The sequence below is a fragment of the Streptomyces sp. NPDC052773 genome (genome assembly GCF_044547145.1).
Taxonomy (GTDB): Bacteria; Actinomycetota; Actinomycetes; order Streptomycetales; family Streptomycetaceae; genus Streptomyces.
This window is the reverse complement of sequence record NZ_JBITZX010000011.1, coordinates 53,366-71,896: the sequence shown is the minus strand read 5'-3', so window position 1 is coordinate 71,896 and position 18,531 is coordinate 53,366. Positions and strand designations below refer to the sequence as shown.

The following is an 18,531-nucleotide window of genomic DNA, read 5'->3' as shown; positions in this document are numbered from 1 at the left end:
GGTCACCGCTCCCCGTACGCCGCCCGCAGGGCCTCCCGTACGGCCGCCAGGGCCGCCTCCTGACCGGCACCCAGGCGGCGCGCCCGCTCGGCGTAGGACTGGGCCGCCGCGGCCAGCTCACGCTCGGCCGCCGAGCCGGCCGCGGCGATGAACGTGCCGTTACGGCCGCGGGTCTCGATCACGCCGTCCGTCTCCAGGGCCCGGTATGCCTTGGCGACGGTGTTCGCGGCGAGGCCCAGCGACTCGGCCAGGCCGCGCACCGTGGGCAGCCGGTACCCGACCGGCAGCTCCCCCGACCGCGCCTGCGCGGAGATCTGCGCCCGCACCTGCTCGTACGGCGGTACGCCGCCCTCATCGATGTGGATCTTCAAGGTCACGGGCCGATTGTCCCGCAGGTCCCGGAAAATGGGAGGCACCCGGCCGGGCCCCCGGCGTAGCGTGCGCCCACATGACCGTGATCGTGCGCGAGCTGCGCCCCGAGGTCCGGGCCGACGCCGAGGGCTTCGCCGAAGTCCGGCGCCGGGCGCTGCCCTTCATGCTGACCACCCCGGACTCCGTGCGGCACGACCTCACCCACAGCCATCCCGACGCCCGTCACCGGCAGCTGGTGGCCGAGGAGGACGGGGAGATCGTCGGCACCGCCCAGGTGGGACTCGCCCACGACAGCCCGGAGCCCGGCCAGGGCTACCTCAACGTGTACGTCCACCCGGAGCGGACCCGGCGCGGCGCCGGCTCGCTGCTGGTGCGCACCGCCGAGGAGTATCTGGCGGCCCAGGGCGCGGCCCGGCTGTTCGTGTGGGTGCTGGACCAGCCCGCGAACCGCGCCTTCGCCGAACGCCACGGCTACCGCCCCAGCCGCTCCGCGCACTTTCTGCGCCTGGACCTGGCGAACGGCACCCTGCCGCCGCTGCAGAGCCCGCCCCCGGGGGTCGAACTGCGCACGGCGGCCGACTACGCGGACGACCCGCGCCCCCTGTTCGAGCTGGACGCGGAGGCCACGGCGGACGAACCCGGCGACATCGCGGCCGAGTTCACCGACTTCGAGGCCTGGGTCGCGGAGACCTGGCGGCATCCCCTGCTCGACCTGGAGCTGACCACGGTGGCGGTCGTCGACGGCCGCCCGGCGGCGTTCAGCGCCGCCCACACGGACCGCGCGCTCCACCGCTACGGCTCCGCGATGACCGGCACCGCCCGCGCCTTCCGCGGCCGGGGCCTGGCCAAACTCGCCAAGAACGCCTCCCTGCACCGGGCCCGCGCCGCGGGGTACACGGAGGCGTTCACGGGCAACGACACCGGCAACGGCCCGATGCTCGCGATCAACACGTGGTTCGGGTACGAGATCTGCGCGACGGAGGTGCGCCATGTACGGGAACTCGGCTGATCCGGGACGCGGGTCCGAGCGGGCCGTGGTGGAGGTGGTCCTGGTCAAGGCGGGCCGGACGAAGATCCGTTACCCGGCGGAGCTGCTCGCCGACGACGGCTCCCGGATCGCCGTGCGCGCCGCCTGGGCGGGCGGCGGCGTCCGGGACTTCGGCTTCGTGCGCTTCGAGCCGGGCGACGTCTTCACCGAGTACTACTGGCGGGACCGCTGGTACTCCGTGAAGGAGGTCCGCGCGGCCGGCGGTGCCCTGAAGGGCTGGTACTGCGACATCACCCGGCCCGCGGTCCGCACGGGCGCCGAACTCGTCGTGGAGGACCTGGACCTGGATCTGTGGCGCTCGGCGGACGGGTCGGACGTACGCCGTCTCGACGAGGACGAGTTCGCCGAGAGCGGCCTCGCGCGGCGCGATCCGGGGGCGGCGCGGGCCGCCGTGACCGCCCTCGACGAACTGGAGGCGCTGGCGAGGGCCGAGGGCGGCCTGGAGTCCCTGCTGGCCTGAGACGCGCCGCATGTTCACCTCGCGTGCTCACTTGACCGCGAGGAGTCGCCAGTCGCGGGCACGCACCGCGTTCGGACGATCACGTTGGTTTGCCGAGGCCTCAGCGGTGACACCCGCCACTCGCAACCGAATCGTGACAGCCGCCACTGACACATCCGGCGGCGATGAGGAAGTCTCAGGTAACGGGTCTACCTCCGTGAGAACGCGGAACTCGGTGGCCCACGAGGAGGCAGCCATGCGCCGTGTGACCGTGCACAAGCCCCTGAAGAAGTCCGACGCGCGCCGCATCCGCGAGGAGGCGGCCGACGAGCGCCCCGCCGGGCGGCCGGAGGTCCGCAAGGACATCGCCCGCACCTGGTGGCCGGACGGCTGAGTCAGCCGGTCAGGAGCTTGCGGTAGTGGATCCGGTCGTACGGCCCGTCGACGCGCCGCTCCACGACCTCGTATCCGTACCTCGGATAGATCTTCTGGTTCTCCCACATCATCGCGTTCGTGTAGAGCCTGATCTCGGACAGGCCGAGCGCACGAGCGCGTGCGTCGACGAATCGCAGCAGCCGCCGCCCCACGCCCTGTCCATGGGCGTCGGGGCGGACGGCGATGCTGTCCAGGAACAGATGGTCCTCGTACGCGTCCAGGACGACGAGACCGGTCACCGGGTCCCCGGTGACGAACACCCGCCCCGCGGCCACGTCCGCCGCGTGGTCCGCCTCCATGGGCTGCGGCACGACGCCGATACGGGCGATGTAGGGGTGGTACGCGGCGTCGGTGACGGATTTGACGGCGGGTATGTCGGCGGCGACGGCCGGCCGGATCTCCAGGTGGCGCATGCCCCGAACGGTAGCTACCTGAGCGCAGTCTGAGCACTCCCTTAACGGCACCATAAGGATCTCCCCCAGGCGCCCTCGGCAGGCGGTATCGCGGTTTCTTGGGGCTAGCTTCTGATCACCCACGGGATCCCCGGCAAGCACCGACCGCCCCTAGGAGTTCCTTCATGTCCGCACCCCGCCGCACGGCCGCCGCCACCGTCGCCGCCCTCGGCCTCGGCCCGCTCGCCCTGACCGCGCTGTCCGCCGCGCCCGCGTCGGCGCACGGCTCGATGGGCGACCCGGTCAGCCGGGTCTCGCAGTGCTACGCGGAGGGACCGGAGAGCCCGTCGTCGGACGCGTGCAAGGCGGCGGTCGCGGCGGGCGGCACCCAGGCGCTGTACGACTGGAACGGCATCCGCATCGGCGACGCCGCCGGGCGGCACCGGGAGCTGATCCCGGACGGCAAGCTGTGCAGCGCGAACAACGAGCAGTTCAAGGGCCTCGACCTGGCCCGCGCCGACTGGCCGGCGACCGGTGTGCGCAGCGGCTCGCACACCTTCAAGTACCGCGTGACCGCCCCGCACAAGGGCACCTTCACGGTGTACCTGACCAAGCCGGGCTACGACCCCTCCCAGCCGCTGGCCTGGGACGACCTGGATCTGGCGAACCCGGTGGCGACGGCCACCGACCCGGCCGCGTCGGGCGGCTTCTACACCTTCACCGGCACGCTCCCCGAGCGCACCGGCACACATGTGCTGTACGCGATCTGGCAGCGTTCGGACAGCCCGGAGGCGTTCTACTCCTGCTCGGACGTCAGCTTCGGCGGCGGCGCGGCGGGTGGCGGCGGTACGCCGGAGAGCGCCGCCCCGGCCCCGTCCGCGTCCGCGCCCTCCCAGGAGCAGATCGAGGCGGGCGCCGACCAGTCGACCGTCGAGAACCACGGGCACGGCGACGACGACCACCGGACGACGGCGGAGCCCGCCGCCGCGGAGCCGGCCGCCGGAGAACCGGCCACCGGTAAGCCGGCCGCCGCCGAGCCCGCCGCCGGGGAGCCGGCCGGTGAGGCACCGGCCAACCAGCCGAAGGCGGCGGGCGCGTCCGGGAGCCTCGCCGAGACCGGCGGCGACAGCGCCACGGCGTACATCGCCGTCGGTGGCGCAGCCGCGCTGGCGCTGGGCGCGGCGGCCCTGTTCGCCTCGGTGCGCCGCAAGGCGGTGACCGGCGGCCGGCACGGCCGCTGAGGCGGCGCGTGACTCCGGGGTCCGACCGGCGGCTCAGGCCGGTCGGACCCCGGCGGTGTCAGCTGAACGCCGCGGCGCAGGTGGTGGGCTTGGCGTGCGCCGGGTCGAGGGCGCCCGCCACCTCGTGGAAGGCGATCCGGTCGAACAGCCCGATCGCCAGATGCTCGGAGAAGTCGACCGGGCAGAGGTCCTGGAGCAGCACGTTGCGTACGTTCGGCCCGTCGAGGAACCCGCTCCGGTACGGCGTGACGACCTGCTCGTACTTGGTCGCGAGCACGGTGTAGCGGACGCCGGGCACCGTGTCGCCGCCCTCGTTGAGCTTGGCGAGGAAGGCGGATCCGGTGATCTGGTCGGCGAGCGCCGGGGTGGCGGTGGAGAGCAGGTCCTCGGCGCCGGGGAAGTAGGGCAGCAGCTTGGTGAGTCCGGCGAGGGTGGTGCCGTGGTTGTCGGGCGCGATGCCGACGAGCGCGTTCACCTCGGCGGCTCCGCCGAGGAACTTGAGGTAGTAACGGGGCATCATGCCGCCCTGGGAGTGGCCGACCAGGTCGGCTTCGGCGGCGCCGGTCGCGTCGAGCACCTTGTCGACGAACGCGTCCAGTTGCTGCGCGGACTTCTCGATGGGGCCGAGCCCGTGGAAGAACGGGACGCCGGGGAGCTGTCCGTAGTCGAGGGAGAAGACGCAGTAGCCGCGCTTGACCAGGTACGGGGCGAGCCCCAGCCAGTTGTCGACGGAGTTGCCGAAGGTGCCGTGGACCAGCACGACGGGGCGGGGGTGGGCGGCGGAGGGCTTGCAGCCGTAGTCGTTCCAGCCCCGGCTTGGCGCATCGGTGGCGTGGGCGGTGGTGGCGGGGACGAGGGCGACCGCGGCGGCCAGCAGCAGGGCGGCCACGGATCTGCGTATTCGGCTCCAGGGCAGCATCGGGTGATCTCCTGACGGCTCGTGGGGAAGGAGCGGTGCGTCTGCCTTGCGCCCGGTGATCCGGATCACGGGATGCTGTTTCTTCCGTCAAGTTACGGACGGGTAGCCCCAAAAGGAAGTTACGCGACAGTAAAAACTGGCAGCGCTAGTTGACGGCCGGTCAGTCCGCCGAGGGCTCGCTGATGCCGGTACGGGCCACGACCACCCCGCGGTCGGCGGCGCGGAAGGACCGGACGTCCAACTCCGCGCGCAGCGCCGCCTGTTCGGCCGGTCCGGTGTTGCGGTCGCCCACGGAGACCCCCGGGGTGTCCGCGATGCGGAAGCCGGTGGCGCGCAGGAAGGCCGCGCCCGGAGGCCAGTCAGGTGCGAGCGCCGCCGTGACGCGGCGTACGTCCGGCACGGCGGACAGCAGGGACGCGGCGACGGCGCCGCCGATGCCGCGCCGGCGCCACCGGGGGGCGAGCAGGTAGCAGCCGACCGCGCAGGTCTGCGGGTCCGAGTGGCCGAGGACGGCGTCGACGAGCCCGATCACCTCGCCCTCGGCCTCGACGAGCAGCAGCCGCTTCTGCTCGGGGTCGCAGCCCGGCGGCAGGGCGTAGTACATGCTCTGGACGTCGCCCGGCCCGGACGGCTGTCCGGTGGCGGCGACGAACCAGTCCTCGCAGGCGGCGAAGAGGTCCAGCACGGCCTGCTCGTCCTCGGGGGTGAACGCGCGCAGATCGATCTTCAGAGCCACCTGATCAATCTACGCCGCCAGTCTTCCCGGCATCACCGCGCGCGGCCCGAACTTGGCCCGCGCGCGGTCGGCGACCTCCTCGATACGGCGGATCCGTTCGTCCGCGGGGTCGAAGGTGAGCTGGTGGGAGGCCTGTTCGGCGGGCATCAGGCCCTCGGCGCGCAGGGCGATCGCGCGGACCCGGGCGCGCTGGAGGCCGAGGGCGTCGTACATGCCGTAGACCGTCCTCGCCAGCGCCGCGGAGTGGGCGGTCGGCTCGGCGAGGGTGCGGGAGCGGGTGGTGGCGGACCGGTCGGCGTAGCGCACGGTGAGGGTGAGGGTGCGGCAGACCTTGTCCACGGCCCGCAGCCGGGCGCCGATCTCCTCGGCGGCCGACAGCAGCGCGCGGCGGTGGCGTTCCGGGTCCAGTTCGTCGCGTTCGAAGGGGCGGTCCGTGGCCAGGGAGCGGGACACCGCGTTGGGCACCACCCGGCCGCGGTCGACGCCGTTCGCCTTCTCGTGCAGTTCGCGGCCCGCCTTGGCGCCGACCAGGCGCTGGAGCGTGGACAGTGGCGCGGCGGCGACCCGACCGAGGGTGTCGAGGCCGTAGTCGCACAGGGTGCGGGCGGTCGCGGCGCCCACGCCGGGCAGCACGGCGACGGGCTGGTCGGCGAGGAACTCGGCCACCGCGTCCTCGGGGACCGCGCAGGTCACCCCGGGCCGGGCGGCGCGCAGCGCGATCCGGGCCAGCATCGGACCCGGCCCGGCGCCGATCGCGCAGTTGACGCCGAAGTGGGCGAGGGCGCGGACCCGGATCACCGAGGCCAGTTCGACGGCGCTGCGCCCGAAGTAGCGTTCGGCGCCGCCGAGATCGGCGAGCGCCCCGTCGGGTGGCAGGGCCTCGACGACCGGCGTGAACTCCTCCAGCAGCCCGAGCAGCCCCGGCAGGGCCGCCTCGTACATCGGCGGCAGCTGGAAACGTACGCAGAGAATCGTCATCCCGCACTCCCCGGACTCTGGTGCCACAACTTCCGTACCTGTGAACGTGTCTGTGCGGGCTCCTGGCCCGCGGGCCGCAGGTCGGCCCAGGGGTGCATCTCGTAGCCGGTGGGCATGCGGATGGTCCGGGACCGGTGCTCGTCCATGCGGTCCGGCGCGGCGGAGCCGGCCGGGGCGGGCAGCCCGTCGGAACCGGCGAGCCGTCCCCGCGCGGGCCCCCGGCCGTCACCGGACGCGGAACCGTCGCCGGACGCCGAGCCGTCGCCGGACGCGGAACCGTCGCCGGACGCGGAACCGTCGCCGGCCGCCGGGCCGGTGCCGGGCGCGCCGGCGAGCCGGGCCGCGACCCCCTCCAGGCCCTCCTCCCGGCGCGCCTCGACCAGTTCGGCGAGGTTCCAGGCGGCGGCGCCCACCACGCTGAGGCTGCGCGGGCCGCGCCGCTGGACCACGCCGCGCACCAGCAGCAGCCAGGAGTGGAAGACGGTGTGGGCGCAGGCGTCGTGGGAGTCGTCGAAGAAGGCGAGGTCGACCAGGCCGGTGCCGTCGTCCAGGGTGGTGAAGATGACCCGCCTGCCGGACCGGATCGGCGGGGTCTGGGTGGCCGCCTTGGCGCCCGCGACCAGCACGGTCTCCCCGTGCCGGGCATCGCGCAGCCGGCGCGCGGCGACCACGCCCAGCTCGTCGAGGAACTCCCGGTAGTCGTCCATCAGGTTGCGTGAGGCGTCCATGGAGAGCACGCCGAGCTCGGCGCTCAGCCGCTCCTCCGCGGAGAGGTCGGGCAGCCCGGCGGAGGCGGTCTTCCGGCCGCCTGCCAGCGGGAGTTGTCCTCCGCCGCCGACCGTGCCCCGGGCGCCCCGGTGCAGTTCGGTCAGATGGAGTTGCAGGTCGCGGCGGTTGGCGCCGAACGCGTCGAGGGCGCCGACCTGGGCGAGGCGCTGGGCGAGCGGGCGGCTGGGCCTCGCCCGCTCCCAGAAGTCGAGCAGGGAGGAGTAGGGCTGTCCGTCCTCGATCCGCTTCGCCTCGGCCTCGCTGATGTTGTGGACGTCGGAGAGGGCGAGCCGGAGCCCCCACACCCCCGGCGATTCAGACACCAGTTCGATCCTGTGTGCGACCCCCGACTTGTTCACGTCCAGCGGCAGGATCGGCACCCCGCGCCGCCGCGCGTCCGCCAGCAGCAGCCGCTTCGGGTACATCCCGGGGTCGTGGGTGAGCAGCCCGGCGTAGAAGGCGGCCGGGTGATGGGCCTTCAGCCAGGCCGACTGGTACGTCGGTACGGCGAACGCGACCGCGTGCGCCTTGCAGAAGCCGTACGACCCGAAGGCCTCGACGATCTCCCAGGTGCGCCGAATCGTTTCCCCGTCGTAGCCGCGTTCCGCCGCGCGCTGGGCGAACCACACCTTGATCCGCCCCTGCGACTCCGGGTCGGACAGCCCCCGGCGCACCCGGTCCGCCTCGCCGCGCCCGCAGCCGGTCATGATGTCGACGATGTGGATGATCTGCTCGTGGAAGACGACGACCCCGTACGTCTCCCTCAGCGGACCCTCCAGATCCGGGTGCGGGTAGCGCACCGGCGCCCGCCCGTGCCGCGCCTCGATGAACGGCCGCACCATGTCGGCGGCGACCGGGCCCGGCCGGAAGAGGGAGATGTCGACGACCAGGTCGTGGAAGGTCGCCGGCTGGAGCCGCCCCACCAGGTCCCGCTGGCCCGGCGACTCGATCTGGAAGCAGCCCAGGGTCTCGGCGGAGCGGATCAGGGCGTACGTCGCCGGGTCGCCCGGCGGCAGCGCGTCCAGGTCGACCTCGGCGCCCGACACGCGCTTCACCTCGGCGACCGCGTGCGCCATCGCCGACTGCATCCGCACGCCCAGCACGTCCAGCTTGAGCAGCCCCAGGTCCTCCACGTCGTCCTTGTCGAACTGCGCCATGGGGAAGCCCTCGCCGCTGGTCGGCATCACGGGCGTACGGGAGAGCAGGGAGGCGTCGGAGAGCAGCACGCCGCAGGGGTGCATGGCGACCCCGCGCGGCAGCGCGTCCAGCGACTCGACCAGCTCCCACAGCTCGCCGTACCGCTCCTTCTCGGCCGCGAGCGCCTTCAGCTCGGGCAGCTCCTCGAGCGCCGCGCGGGCGTCGCGGGCGCGGATGTGCGGGAAGGACTTGGCGAGCCGGTCGATCTCGGCGGGGTCCAGGGACAGGGCCGCGCCGACGTCGCGGATCGCATGCCGCACCCGGTAGGTCTCCGGCATCGCGACCGTGGCGACCCGCTCGGCGCCGAACCGGTCGATGATCGCCCGGTAGACCTCCAGGCGGCGCGCGGACTCCACGTCGATGTCGATGTCGGGCAGGACGACCCGTTCCCTGGACAGGAAGCGCTCCATCAGCAGCCGGTGCTCGACCGGGTCGGCGTGCGCGATGCCGAGGAGGTGGTTGACGAGGGAGCCCGCACCGGAGCCGCGCGCGGCCACCCGGATGCCCATCTTCCGTACGTCGTCCACGACCTGGGCGACCGTCAGGAAGTAGGAGGCGAAGCCGTGGTGGGCGATGATGTCCAGTTCCTCGTGCATCCGCTCCCAGTAGGCGCGGCGGCCGGTGTAGCCGAGCCGCACCATGCCGGCCGCCGCCCGGGAGGCGAGCACCCGCTGGGCGGTGCGGCGGTCCGCGCCGACCAGGTGCGGCTCGGGGAAGTGGACGGTGCCGATGCCGAGGTCGTCCTCGGGGTCGACCAGGCATTCGGCGGCCGTCGCCTGGGTCTGCTCCAGCAGTCGCAGGGCGGCCTCGCGCCGGTACCCGGCGGCCTCCACGATCCGCTCGGCCGCCTCGCGCATGGCGCCCGCGTCCTTGAGCCAGGCCTCGCCGGAGTCCAGCTCCTTGGTGGGGTCGATCGGGACCAGGCGGCGGGCGGCGTCCAGCACGTCGGCGACCCGGCCCTGCCCGGGGTCGGCGTAGCGCACGGCGTTGCTCAGCACCGGGCGGACGCCCTGCTCGGCGGCGAAGCCGACGGTCCTCGCGGCCAGCCGCAGCGAGCCGGGGCCGGTGCCGGTACGGCCGTGCCAGACGGCCTCCAGGCGCAGGGCGTCGCCGTACACCTCCCGCCAGGGCGCGAGGAGCCGGGCGGCCCGGTCGGGGCGGCCCGCGGCGAGCGCGCGGCCGACGTCGGAGTCGGGGCCGAGCAGCACGGTGAGCCCGTCGGCGTGGTTGTCGGCCCAGGGGAGGACCGGGGTGCCCTCGCTCCGGTGAGTGCCCTCGCTCCGGTGGGCGCCTTCGCTCCGGTGGGCCGCGGTGACCAGACGGCACAGGTCGGCCCAGCCGCGGGCGCCGTCGCGGGCGAGGAAGGTGACGCGCGGAGTCGACTCGTCGACGAAGGCACCACCGCGCACGGGGGTGCGGCGGCGCCGCTCCGGGCGGACGAGACCGGACTCGGGGGCGGCCTCCGCCGGGCCCACCGCCAGGTTCACGCCGAACAGCGGGCGCACGCCCGCGCGGGCGCAGGCCTTGGCGAAGCGGACGGCGCCGGCGAGGGTGTCGCGGTCGGTGAGGGCGAGGGCGTCCATGCCGCGCTCGGAGGCACGCTCGGCCAGCCGCTCCGGGTGCGAGGCGCCGTAGCGCAGGGAGAACCCGGAGACGGTGCGCAGATGCGTGAAGCCCGGCATCCGCACCTCCCGCTCGAACATCCGTTCCCAACCTGCTCACCACCACCATAGACCAAATCCCGAACACATGTACGACAACCGTTCGGGCGCCTCCCACCTGCGGAAACAGCGCCGGACCAGGACTGTGGGGACATGACACAGACCACGTTCCTGCGCGAGGTGAAGGAGGCCGTCACACCGCGAGCCACCCTGCTCGTCCTCGGCGTGATCGCCCTCCAGCTGCTGTTCATCGCCTCGTACGTGGGAGCGCTGCACAACCCCAGGCCGAAGGACGTGCCCTTCGGGGTGGTCGCGTCGCAGGCCGTCGCCCGGCAGACGGTCACCCGGCTGGAGCGGTTGCCCGGCTCGCCCCTGGACCCGCGGGCGGTGGCCGACGAGGCGACGGCCCGGAAGCAGGTCATGGACCGCGACATCGACGGCGCCCTGGTGCTGAACCCGGCCGGCACCACCGACACGCTCCTGGTCGCCTCCGGCGGCGGCACCGTCCTCGCCACCGCGCTGGAGCATCTGACCACCACCCTGGAGAAGGCGGAGCGGCGCACGGTGAGGGTCGTGGACGTGGCCCCGGCCTCGCCGAAGGACTTCGACGGGCTGTCGTCGTTCTACCTGGTCGTCGGCTGGTGCGTCGGCGGCTATCTGTGCGCCTCGATCCTGGCGATCAGCACCGGCGCCCGGCCCGCCGACCCGCGCCGCGCGGCGATCCGGCTGGCGACGATGGCCGCGGTGTCGATCGTCGGCGGACTCGGCGGCGCGCTCATCGTCGGCCCCATCCTGGACGCCCTCCCCGGCAGCGTCGCGGCACTCTGGGGTCTCGGCGCCCTCATCACCTTCGCCGTCGGCGCCGCCACCCTCGCCCTCCAGGGACTCTTCGGCATCGTCGGCATCGGCCTCGCCATCCTGCTCGTGGTGATCGCGGGCAACCCGAGCGCGGGCGGCGCCTTCCCCCTGCCGATGCTGCCCCCGTTCTGGGAGGCGATCGGCCCGGCCCTCCCCCCGGGCGCCGGCACCTGGACGGCCCGCTCCATCGCGTACTTCGACGGCAACGCCACCCTCGGCCCCCTGCTGGTCCTGTCCGCCTGGGCGGCGGCCGGCATCCTGATCACCCTGGCGGCGGCGGCCCTGCGCGAGCGCCGCGCAGCGGAGAGACCCGCGTAGCCGCGGGCAGACGGCGGTCTGAGGGGGTGTCTCGTCGATCAGGCCGGATCAGCGAGCGGCGTCTGGTGCCGTGCATCGCAAGGCGGAGGAGGGAGTCGATGCGATGGGGGTGCCCCCGCGCGAGCGCAGCCGAGCGTGGGGGAGTTGGCGACCGACGACAACGCGGCGAGGCGCGGTGCCAGGCGCCGGGAGCCCGGCATGATCGGCGAGACACCCCCTACGGGGTGTCCCGTGGCCTGCGCACCTCGCCCGTGCCCAGGGTGATCACCGCTCGCGGACGCATGGGCTCCTGGTCGCGGCGGGAGAGGAGGGTCAGTTCCTCGACCACGGTCGGCAGGGTGCCGAGGCGGGCCGCGCACTCGGCGGCCAGGGGCTTCGGGTCCTGGGTACGGCCGAGGGAGAGATGCGGGGTGAAGTGCCCACCGCGGCCACCCCTCCCACCCCGCCCCTCACAGAGCGGGAACCGCTCCAGCAGCTCCCGGTGGAGACGGGCCCACGGCGCCCGGTCCGCCGCGGCCGGGTCGAGCCACACCGTGGCGTAGTGCCGGTGCCGGAACCAGCGCACCCCGGCCAGCCGCGCCGGGAACGCCGCGCACCGCGCCGCCGCGGCGGAGAGCAGCGGCAGGGCCCGCTCGAACTCCTCCTCCGGCACGAAGCCGAACAGCAGATTCACATGCGGCGGCCACCGCCGCACCTGCGGGTCGTGCTCCCAGCGGATGTCCTGGATCGCCGGCCACAGCTCCCGCGGCGGCAGCCACGCCACCGCCGTCCGGGGCGTCGGCGCCACCTCCAGCGCGTCCACCGGCTCGCCGTTCACACGACCATGGAAGCACCCCGGCCCACGGCCCGCAGCCGCCGGCGGCGCTCGGTCCCCACCAGGGCCGGCCGCACCCGGCCACGCACCCGCACGGGCGGGCGGGTCGGCAGAGGCGAAAGTCCCGCCCCTCGCGCGCGGGGCGGGACTTCGGTGAAACGGAGCGGAGCGGATCAGCCGATCTGCGTCCCCGTCGCCGACAGCGCCTCCGTCACCGGCTGGAAGAACGTCTCCCCGCCGGAGGTGCAGTCGCCGCTGCCCCCGGACGTGAGCCCGATGGCCTTGTCACCGGAGAACAGGGCGCCGCCGCTGTCGCCGGGCTCGGCGCAGACGTCGGTCTGGATGAGCCCGTTGACGATGTCGCCGTTGCCGTAGTTCACGGTGGCGTCCAGGCCGGTGACCTTGCCGGAGTGCACCTGCGTGGTGGAGCCGCTGCGGGTGACCTGCATGCCGACGGTGGCCTCGGCCGCGCCGGTGATCTGCTGGGCCGAGCCGTTGTAGAGGTTGACCTCGCTCGGGTGGGCCACGTCGGCGGTGTACTTGACGAGGCCGTAGTCGTCGCCCGGGAAGCTGGAGGCCTCGTTCCGGCCGATGACGGTGCCGGACGAGTCCGACCAGGTCGAGATCCCCTCGGTGCAGTGGCCGGCGGTCAGGAAGTACGGCTCCCCGCCCTTGACCACGTTGAAGCCGAGCGAGCAGCGCCCGCCCCCGCCGGTGATGGCGTCACCGCCGGCGATGAAGGGCTTGAACTCCCCCTTGGTGCGCTGGAGTTCGGCGACCGAGCCGAGTCCGTCGACGACCTCGGTCAGCTTCTTCCACTCGGCCGCGGAGACGGTGCGGTCGGCGGTGACGACGACCTTGTTGGTGGTCGGGTCGGTCACCCAGGCGGTGCCCGGGATGGTCGCGTCCTGCTTCAGCGCCGTACGGGCGCTCTTCAGCTCGGCGAGGGAGTGCTCGACGATTCTCGCCTTGGCGCCGGCCTCCTCGACCACGTCGGCGGCGGCCTCGTCGACCACGTTCACCACCAGGCTCTTGGCCTGCGCGTCGTAGTAGGTGCCCGCCGCGTCCCCGCCGAGGTCCCGGTCCAGCGTCGAGGCGAGCTTTCCGGCCGCGATCGCGGAGAGGGTCTTGACCGCCGGGGTGTCCGACGGCTCACTGGCGTTCGCAGTCTGGAAGGTGACGCCCGCGGCGACCAGCGCGGCGATGCCCGCGCCTGCCAAGGCTGCCCGCCGCTTGGGTATGCGTCGGTGCTGCAACTCACGTCCTCCTGTGGGGGGTCGGCCCGGTGGCGGTTGTGGGGACCACCACGGGCCGGAAGGCTTGGTTGACGGGCGCCCACTCTTCCGAACCGCACAGGGAGCACACAAGGTCGACTTCAGGACGCGCACACGGTGACCACCACGCACCCTTCGCTCCTTCACCACCCCGCGCCCGCCCGGTCCCTGTGCGGGAAATCCGCAGGGAATTCGCACTGCAAACGCTACGCGTGAGTAACCGTACACAGGGCGGTGAGGTCTAGACCTGACGCGATTTCACCCTTGCACCTCCGCACACATCTCGCCCCGGACACCCCACGAGAGAAGCCCCCGCACGCGGTGGCGTGCGGGGGCCAGGGAGATGCCGGCTGCGAACGAGGTGAGGATCAGTACACGTTGACGCCGTAGGCGCTCAGCGCCTCGGTGACCGGCTGGAAGAAGGTCGTACCGCCGGTGGAGCAGTTGCCGCTGCCGCCGGAGGTCAGACCGTACGCGGTGCCGTTGCTGCCGTACAGCGGGCCGCCGGAGTCACCGGGCTCGGCGCAGACGTTGGTCTGGATCAGACCGGAGACGATGTCGCCGCCGCCGTAGTTGACGGTCGCGTTCAGGGCGGTGACCCGGCCGCTGTGCGTACCGGTGGTGGAGCCGTCCCGGATGACGGTGGTGCCCACGGCCGGGGTGGCCGCGCGCGTGATGTCCACACCGTTCGCGGTGCCGGGCTTGCTCACCGACGTGTTGGTGTAGCGGACGATGCCGTAGTCGTTGCCCGGGAAGCTGGAGCCCGCGGTGGAGCCGAGGACGGTGGTGCGCCCGGAGTTGGAGTACCAGGTGCCCGCGCCGTCGGTGCAGTGACCGGCGGTCAGGAAGTACTGGGTGCCGTTGCTGGCCTGGACGTTGAAGCCGAGGGAGCAGCGCCAGCTGCTCGCGTAGATGGCGTCGCCGCCCTGGATCAGCTTGGTGAACTTGCCGGGGGTGCGCTTGATGGTGAGCGCGTCGGCGTTGGCACCGGCCTGCTTCTTGATCTTCGCGATCTCGGCCTGGGAGACCGTGCTGTCGACGGTCACGAGAACGCGGTTGTTCTTGCTGTCGACGGCCCAGGCGGTGCCCGGGACATCCGCCTTGAGCACCGAGGCGCCGGCGCTCTTCAGCTCGGTGGCGCTGAACGTGGTGGATTCGGACGCGTTCGCGCTGGGGATCGCGATCGCGGCGGCGGCCACGAGTCCGGCGGAAACGGCGGTCAGCCGGGTCCGTCTCGATACGCCGCTGCGGGGGGTGGTGCGCTTGATCCTCACTTTTCGTTCCTCCACAAAGGAAGTCGGGGGCCCGCGTGGGGTCGGGGCCCGTGAGGCGCAGCCGGGGGCACGAGTGTCCGGATTCCGAACACGCCGTGCCCCTGACAAGCGCTGGGTGGGAGTATTCGGCCGAACGGCCGGTAGGCGCAAGGGTGCCTTTCGGCCGTCAACCTTTGAACCAACTGTGTGGATTGGCCCCCTGAACAGCACCTGATGGTCCGTCAATTCGTCACAGCAGATTCCGCTCCCCCGCCGCGACCGGCACGTCCAGGGTGTTCCCGGGTGGCGGGAAGGGGCAGACGAAGTGATCGGCGAAGGCGCACGGCGGCAGCAGGGCCCGGTTGAAGTCCACCGTCGTACGGCCGTCCGCGTCGGGCGCGGCAGGCCGCAGGAACCGGAAGCGGTAACTGCCGTCGCCGCTGGTGGCGTCGGCGAAGACGGCCCACAGCGAGCCGTCGGCCTCCACCGACACCTGGAGCGTGTGCTCCCGCCCGTCGAGGGTGAACGCCAGCTCCCCGCCCAGCCCGAGGCCGCGCCGCCGCCCGTCCGCGTTCTCCACCCGCACGGTGCGGTGCTCGCCGTACGGCGTGAAGCGCCCCGGCACCGACCAGCGCGGGTCGTGGGGTGTGGCGTCGATACCGCGGAACCGGCGGCGGTTCTCGGCCGCCGGGTCGAAGTCGCGTACCGCCCATGCGCCTTCGCGGACCAGCACGACGAGCCGTCGTTCGCCGTAGCCCACCCGCGCGGCGGCGGCCGGTCCCGAGTCGGCCGTGAGCCGTACCCGGCCCTCGAAGGGCACGCCGTCGAGCGTCAGACCGTCCCCGTGAGCGGCCGTGAGGACCACGGCACCCCCCTCGGTGGTCCAGTTCCCGGGGATGTCCGGAAGTCGCCCCTCCGGATAGTCCTCGAGCCAGTGCGTGGCGCTCAGCGCGAGCACCCCGTAGGGGGCGGACACCGCCTCCAGGCGGCCCTCGTGCCACCGCTTCCACGCGTCGAATGCGTCCGTCGTCATGCGATCAACCCTTCCGTACCGGGTCGTCCGACCCGAATGTGAGCACCGCGAGGCGCGTTCAAGCCGCGGCCCGGCCCGCCGAGGCTCCCAGGAGCTCCAGCACCGCCCGTGCCGCCGCGTCGTTCTGCCGGAACGGCGGGCCGCCGGTGTGGGGCCGGGTGAAGGCGCCCGCGCTGCGGACGTCGGTGTGCGGTCCGAGGGCGAACCGGCGTGGGTGCGGCCGGCCAGACCGGTCGAGGACCCGCCCGTCGGCGGGGTCCACGCGCAGCAGCCCGTCGGCGGTGGCGGCGGCCCCGTCGGCGTACAGCTCCCGCAGCAGCGGATCCCGGGTCCGGGCCACCGTGGGCTCCGGCAGCCGCGCCTCGACCAGCGCCCGCGCCTCGACGGCGAACCCCGGCACGGTCGGGCTCGTCGCCCGGAACACCCCGCCCTCGGCCCGCACGCTCATGTCGGCGCCGACGAACCGCACGAGGCCCGCCCGGGACAGCGCCAGCAGCTGCCGCAGCCGGGGCCCGGGCGGCCCGGAGGCGAGGTAGCTGAAGAAGCCGTGCCACCAGGTGCCGATGTCCCCGAGCCGCATCAGCTGGCCGTACACGGAGAGCAGGGCGAGGAAGACCGCCTGGTCGGGGCTGTACGCCGGGTCGTGGCGCCGCCTCAGGTCGGCCTCGACATAGCGGCGCAGACCGGTCTGGAAGGCCTCGTGGGAGCCGTACCGCACCCCCGCGAGCGGCCGGTCGAGCGCGGCCGGGTCGAACCGGTCGGCGGGATCGGGCACGGCCGCGGCGACGAGGGCGGCCCGCTCGGCGGGGTCGTCGACGGTGGCGTACCGCTCCTCGAAGGCGGCCCAGCCGAGGCGGGTGCGCTCGCGGTGGGCGGTGAACAGCCGGTGGTAGTGGGCGAAGCCCAGCTCCTTCTCCACCAGCGGCCGGACATCCCGCCGGAAGTCGAGCCTCCCGGGCCGGGCGAGCAGCGCCTCGGTCTCGGCCGGGCCGAGGAACCGGGGCAACGGCGGCGGCGCGCCGTCCAGGCGGTAGCCGATCTTCGAGTGGTACGGCACCCCGCGCCGCGACCCGACGTACAGCACCGGCTCCCGCCCGGAGGGGACGTAGACGTCCCCGTCGTACCGCCCGCCCCGCCCCTCGGTGAGCAGCACCATCAGGTCGACGAAGGCGAGCCCGAAGCCGCGCACCAGGACCGGCTCGCCGGGCCGCAGCGGGCTCAGGTCGCTGTCGGCGGTGAAGTCGGGCGGCAGGTGGACGAGGCCGTGGGCGCGGGCGTACGCGCTCAACTCGGTCTGTTCCGCGTCGGGTTCGGCGTCCAGGTGGCCGAGGGTGAGGACGACGGCGTCGGCCAGGAGCGGGCGCGGGCGGCCCGCCAGCCAGACCCGCTGCCGGCCCTCGCGCGGCCCGGAGACGCGCACGGCCCGGTACGGGTGGTGGTGGACGGTGACGTCCGGCGGCAGCGCGGCCACCGCCCGGTCGTAGGCCCAGCGCAGATACGAGCCCTGGACCCGGCGGCCCACGAAGGCGTCCCCGTCGAGGCCGGCCCATTCGTGCAGGGTGGGGCCCTCCCGGACCGGCCCGGCCATCTCCACGCTGGCGTCGGTGAACACGGTGACGTCCTCGGCGCGGGAGTTCATCCACAGCAGCGGCGACTGCCCGGTGCGCCAGATCCGCCCGGGGCCCGGCGGATAGGGGTCGACGAGATGGATGTCGAGGCCCGCTCCGGGCGGCAGTTCGGCGGCGTTGGCGGCGATCCGCTCCAGGACGCCGGTCCCGCGCGGCCCCGCCCCCACGATGACCAGGGACGCCCTCATCGGACCCGCTCCGTACCGCGCGCGTAGCGCTTCTCGACGTAGTGCTGGCCGACGCCGAGCACCGAGGTGACGACGGTGTACCAGACGGTGGCCACCATCAGCAGCGGGATGACCTGGTACGTCTGGTGGTAGACGAGCTGGGTCGAGTACAGCAGGTCCTGCACCGCGATGACGCTGACGATGGAGGTGCCCTTGAGGGTGCCGATCAGCATGTTCCCGGCCGGCGGCACGATGGAGCGCATCGCCTGCGGCAGCACGATCCGCCACCAGCGGCGCCACCGGCTCAGCCCGAGCGCCTGCGCGGCCTCGATCTGTCCGGCGCCGACGGACAGGATCCCGCCGCGCACCACCTCGGCGGCGTACGCGGCCTCGTGCAGGGTCAGTCCGATGACGGCGACGGCGACCGGCCCGAGCAGGTCGACCGTCCTCACCCCGAGGATCTGCGGGTACAGCGCCCCGATGTTGAACCACAGCAGCAGCTGCACGAGGATCGGGATCGACCGGAACAGCCAGACGTATCCCCAGCTGACGGCTCTGAGCACGGGGTTGGCGGAGAGCCGGGCCGCCGCGAGCAGGGTGCCCAGCGCGAAGCCGAGCACCATCACCACCGCGGTCAGCCAGAGGGTGAGCCACAGTCCGCGCAGCACCGCGGCCGAGGTGAAGTAGTCGCCGACGACGTCCCACTGGAACGCGTCGTTGCGCAGGACGGACTCGACCGCGAGCCCGAGCAGGACGAGGACGACGGCGGCGGCCAGCCACTGGCCGTAGCGGCGCTGGGGGACGATGCGTACGGAATCGGGGCGGTGCCGAGAGCGCGGGGGCTTGGGCAAGGGTGTCGGAGGACATGGGAAGGCTCCGTGACGTAGGCCGGGCACGGTGATGCCTTCACACGCAGCGGCCAAGCCCCTCAGCACGGCCGTCGGTCGAGAGTACGGGCCCGATCTGCCGGACTGTCAAGCCGTGTCTCATTTCCGGGGAC

17 protein-coding genes are annotated in these 18,531 nt (G+C 73.5%); 5 read left to right on the top strand and 12 right to left on the bottom strand.

What is annotated here, in order from left to right; all coding sequences use genetic code 11:
- Nucleotides 1–2: 2 nt before the first annotated feature.
- A complete protein-coding gene (locus tag ACIG0D_RS23830; RefSeq protein ID WP_399804280.1) occupies nt 3–377 on the bottom strand; it encodes a GntR family transcriptional regulator in 375 nt (124 codons plus the stop codon).
- Nucleotides 378–448: 71 nt separating this feature from the next.
- On the opposite strand from ACIG0D_RS23830, the gene ACIG0D_RS23825 reads away from it, so the two are divergent.
- The 3 genes from ACIG0D_RS23825 to ACIG0D_RS23815 all read left to right on the top strand — a co-directional run bounded on the left by ACIG0D_RS23825 (nt 449) and on the right by ACIG0D_RS23815 (nt 2,253).
- On the top strand, nt 449–1,381 hold the full coding sequence (locus ACIG0D_RS23825) for a GNAT family N-acetyltransferase (RefSeq protein WP_399804277.1): 933 nt from the start codon (nt 449–451) through the stop codon (nt 1,379–1,381).
- The gene (locus tag ACIG0D_RS23820) at nt 1,362–1,880 is read left to right on the top strand and encodes a DUF402 domain-containing protein (RefSeq protein ID WP_399804274.1); all 519 of its coding nucleotides are present in this window, start codon (nt 1,362–1,364) and stop codon (nt 1,878–1,880) included. The genes ACIG0D_RS23825 and ACIG0D_RS23820 overlap by 20 nt, the downstream gene beginning before the upstream one ends.
- 235 nt (nt 1,881–2,115) lie before the next feature.
- Nucleotides 2,116–2,253 carry a hypothetical protein gene (locus ACIG0D_RS23815; RefSeq protein ID WP_365764004.1) on the top strand — a complete coding sequence of 46 codons (138 nt, stop codon included), beginning with the start codon at nt 2,116–2,118 and terminating at the stop codon, nt 2,251–2,253.
- 1 nt (nt 2,254) lies between these two features.
- Here the strand turns inward: ACIG0D_RS23815 and ACIG0D_RS23810 are convergent, their stop codons facing one another.
- Nucleotides 2,255–2,707 (bottom strand): GNAT family N-acetyltransferase, encoded by a 453-nt coding sequence (locus tag ACIG0D_RS23810; protein WP_399804272.1) that lies wholly within the window; start codon nt 2,705–2,707, stop codon nt 2,255–2,257.
- A 164-nt stretch (nt 2,708–2,871) separates the two neighbouring features.
- Here ACIG0D_RS23810 and ACIG0D_RS23805 point away from each other — a divergent pair, with 164 nt between their 5' ends.
- Entirely contained in the window at nt 2,872–3,927 is a 1,056-nt protein-coding gene (locus ACIG0D_RS23805; protein ID WP_399804267.1) for a lytic polysaccharide monooxygenase, read from the top strand.
- Nucleotides 3,928–3,985: 58 nt separating this feature from the next.
- Here ACIG0D_RS23805 and ACIG0D_RS23800 read toward each other — a convergent pair whose 3' ends face one another.
- The 4 genes from ACIG0D_RS23800 to dnaE all read right to left on the bottom strand — a co-directional run bounded on the left by ACIG0D_RS23800 (nt 3,986) and on the right by dnaE (nt 10,207).
- Nucleotides 3,986–4,846: an esterase/lipase family protein gene (locus ACIG0D_RS23800; RefSeq protein ID WP_399804264.1), complete on the bottom strand. Its 861-nt coding sequence runs from the start codon at nt 4,844–4,846 to the stop codon at nt 3,986–3,988.
- A 160-nt stretch (nt 4,847–5,006) separates the two neighbouring features.
- Nucleotides 5,007–5,582 (bottom strand): GNAT family N-acetyltransferase, encoded by a 576-nt coding sequence (locus tag ACIG0D_RS23795; protein WP_399804261.1) that lies wholly within the window; start codon nt 5,580–5,582, stop codon nt 5,007–5,009.
- Nucleotides 5,583–5,591: 9 nt separating this feature from the next.
- Entirely contained in the window at nt 5,592–6,560 is a 969-nt protein-coding gene (locus ACIG0D_RS23790; protein ID WP_399804258.1) for a DNA polymerase thumb domain-containing protein, read from the bottom strand.
- Complete coding sequence (gene dnaE / locus ACIG0D_RS23785; RefSeq protein ID WP_399804729.1) at nt 6,557–10,207, bottom strand: DNA polymerase III subunit alpha; 3,651 nt, start codon at nt 10,205–10,207, stop codon at nt 6,557–6,559. The genes ACIG0D_RS23790 and dnaE overlap by 4 nt, the downstream gene beginning before the upstream one ends.
- A 132-nt stretch (nt 10,208–10,339) precedes the next feature.
- Between dnaE and ACIG0D_RS23780 the strand changes: the two genes are divergently transcribed.
- Nucleotides 10,340–11,362, top strand: a complete 1,023-nt coding sequence (locus ACIG0D_RS23780) for a DUF3533 domain-containing protein (RefSeq protein ID WP_399804255.1) — start codon at nt 10,340–10,342, stop codon at nt 11,360–11,362.
- A gap of 217 nt (nt 11,363–11,579) precedes the next feature.
- Here ACIG0D_RS23780 and ACIG0D_RS23775 read toward each other — a convergent pair whose 3' ends face one another.
- From ACIG0D_RS23775 to ACIG0D_RS23750, 6 genes are all read right to left on the bottom strand, one after another.
- Entirely contained in the window at nt 11,580–12,179 is a 600-nt protein-coding gene (locus tag ACIG0D_RS23775) for a 2'-5' RNA ligase family protein (RefSeq protein ID WP_399804252.1), read from the bottom strand.
- A 170-nt stretch (nt 12,180–12,349) separates the two neighbouring features.
- Nucleotides 12,350–13,432 (bottom strand): S1 family peptidase, encoded by a 1,083-nt coding sequence (locus ACIG0D_RS23770; protein ID WP_399804250.1) that lies wholly within the window; start codon nt 13,430–13,432, stop codon nt 12,350–12,352.
- Nucleotides 13,433–13,818: 386 nt separating this feature from the next.
- Nucleotides 13,819–14,724 carry a S1 family peptidase gene (locus tag ACIG0D_RS23765; RefSeq protein WP_399804247.1) on the bottom strand — a complete coding sequence of 302 codons (906 nt, stop codon included), beginning with the start codon at nt 14,722–14,724 and terminating at the stop codon, nt 13,819–13,821.
- A gap of 229 nt (nt 14,725–14,953) precedes the next feature.
- On the bottom strand, nt 14,954–15,736 hold the full coding sequence (locus tag ACIG0D_RS23760; RefSeq protein ID WP_399804244.1) for a DUF1684 domain-containing protein: 783 nt from the start codon (nt 15,734–15,736) through the stop codon (nt 14,954–14,956).
- 58 nt (nt 15,737–15,794) lie between these two features.
- The gene (locus tag ACIG0D_RS23755; RefSeq protein WP_399804242.1) at nt 15,795–17,552 is read right to left on the bottom strand and encodes an FAD/NAD(P)-binding protein; all 1,758 of its coding nucleotides are present in this window, start codon (nt 17,550–17,552) and stop codon (nt 15,795–15,797) included.
- Nucleotides 17,549–18,382, bottom strand: coding sequence for an amino acid ABC transporter permease (locus tag ACIG0D_RS23750; RefSeq protein WP_399804239.1), 834 nt, complete (start codon nt 18,380–18,382; stop codon nt 17,549–17,551). The genes ACIG0D_RS23755 and ACIG0D_RS23750 overlap by 4 nt, the downstream gene beginning before the upstream one ends.
- Nucleotides 18,383–18,531 lie beyond the last annotated feature (149 nt).

Excerpts from the sequence above, each read along its gene's own strand:
- ACIG0D_RS23800 (WP_399804264.1), bottom strand. The coding sequence starts at position 4,846 with ATGCTGCCCTGGAGCCGAATACGCAGATCCGTGGCCGCCCTGCTGCTG.
- ACIG0D_RS23810 (WP_399804272.1), bottom strand. The coding sequence starts at position 2,707 with ATGCGCCACCTGGAGATCCGGCCGGCCGTCGCCGCCGACATACCCGCC.
- ACIG0D_RS23805 (WP_399804267.1), top strand. The coding sequence starts at position 2,872 with ATGTCCGCACCCCGCCGCACGGCCGCCGCCACCGTCGCCGCCCTCGGC.
- ACIG0D_RS23755 (WP_399804242.1), bottom strand. The coding sequence starts at position 17,552 with ATGAGGGCGTCCCTGGTCATCGTGGGGGCGGGGCCGCGCGGGACCGGC.
- ACIG0D_RS23815 (WP_365764004.1), top strand. The coding sequence starts at position 2,116 with ATGCGCCGTGTGACCGTGCACAAGCCCCTGAAGAAGTCCGACGCGCGC.
- ACIG0D_RS23780 (WP_399804255.1), top strand. The coding sequence starts at position 10,340 with ATGACACAGACCACGTTCCTGCGCGAGGTGAAGGAGGCCGTCACACCG.
- ACIG0D_RS23790 (WP_399804258.1), bottom strand. The coding sequence starts at position 6,560 with ATGACGATTCTCTGCGTACGTTTCCAGCTGCCGCCGATGTACGAGGCG.
- ACIG0D_RS23760 (WP_399804244.1), bottom strand. The coding sequence starts at position 15,736 with ATGACGACGGACGCATTCGACGCGTGGAAGCGGTGGCACGAGGGCCGC.
- ACIG0D_RS23825 (WP_399804277.1), top strand. The coding sequence starts at position 449 with ATGACCGTGATCGTGCGCGAGCTGCGCCCCGAGGTCCGGGCCGACGCC.
- dnaE (WP_399804729.1), bottom strand. The coding sequence starts at position 10,207 with ATGCCGGGCTTCACGCATCTGCGCACCGTCTCCGGGTTCTCCCTGCGC.
- ACIG0D_RS23820 (WP_399804274.1), top strand. The coding sequence starts at position 1,362 with ATGTACGGGAACTCGGCTGATCCGGGACGCGGGTCCGAGCGGGCCGTG.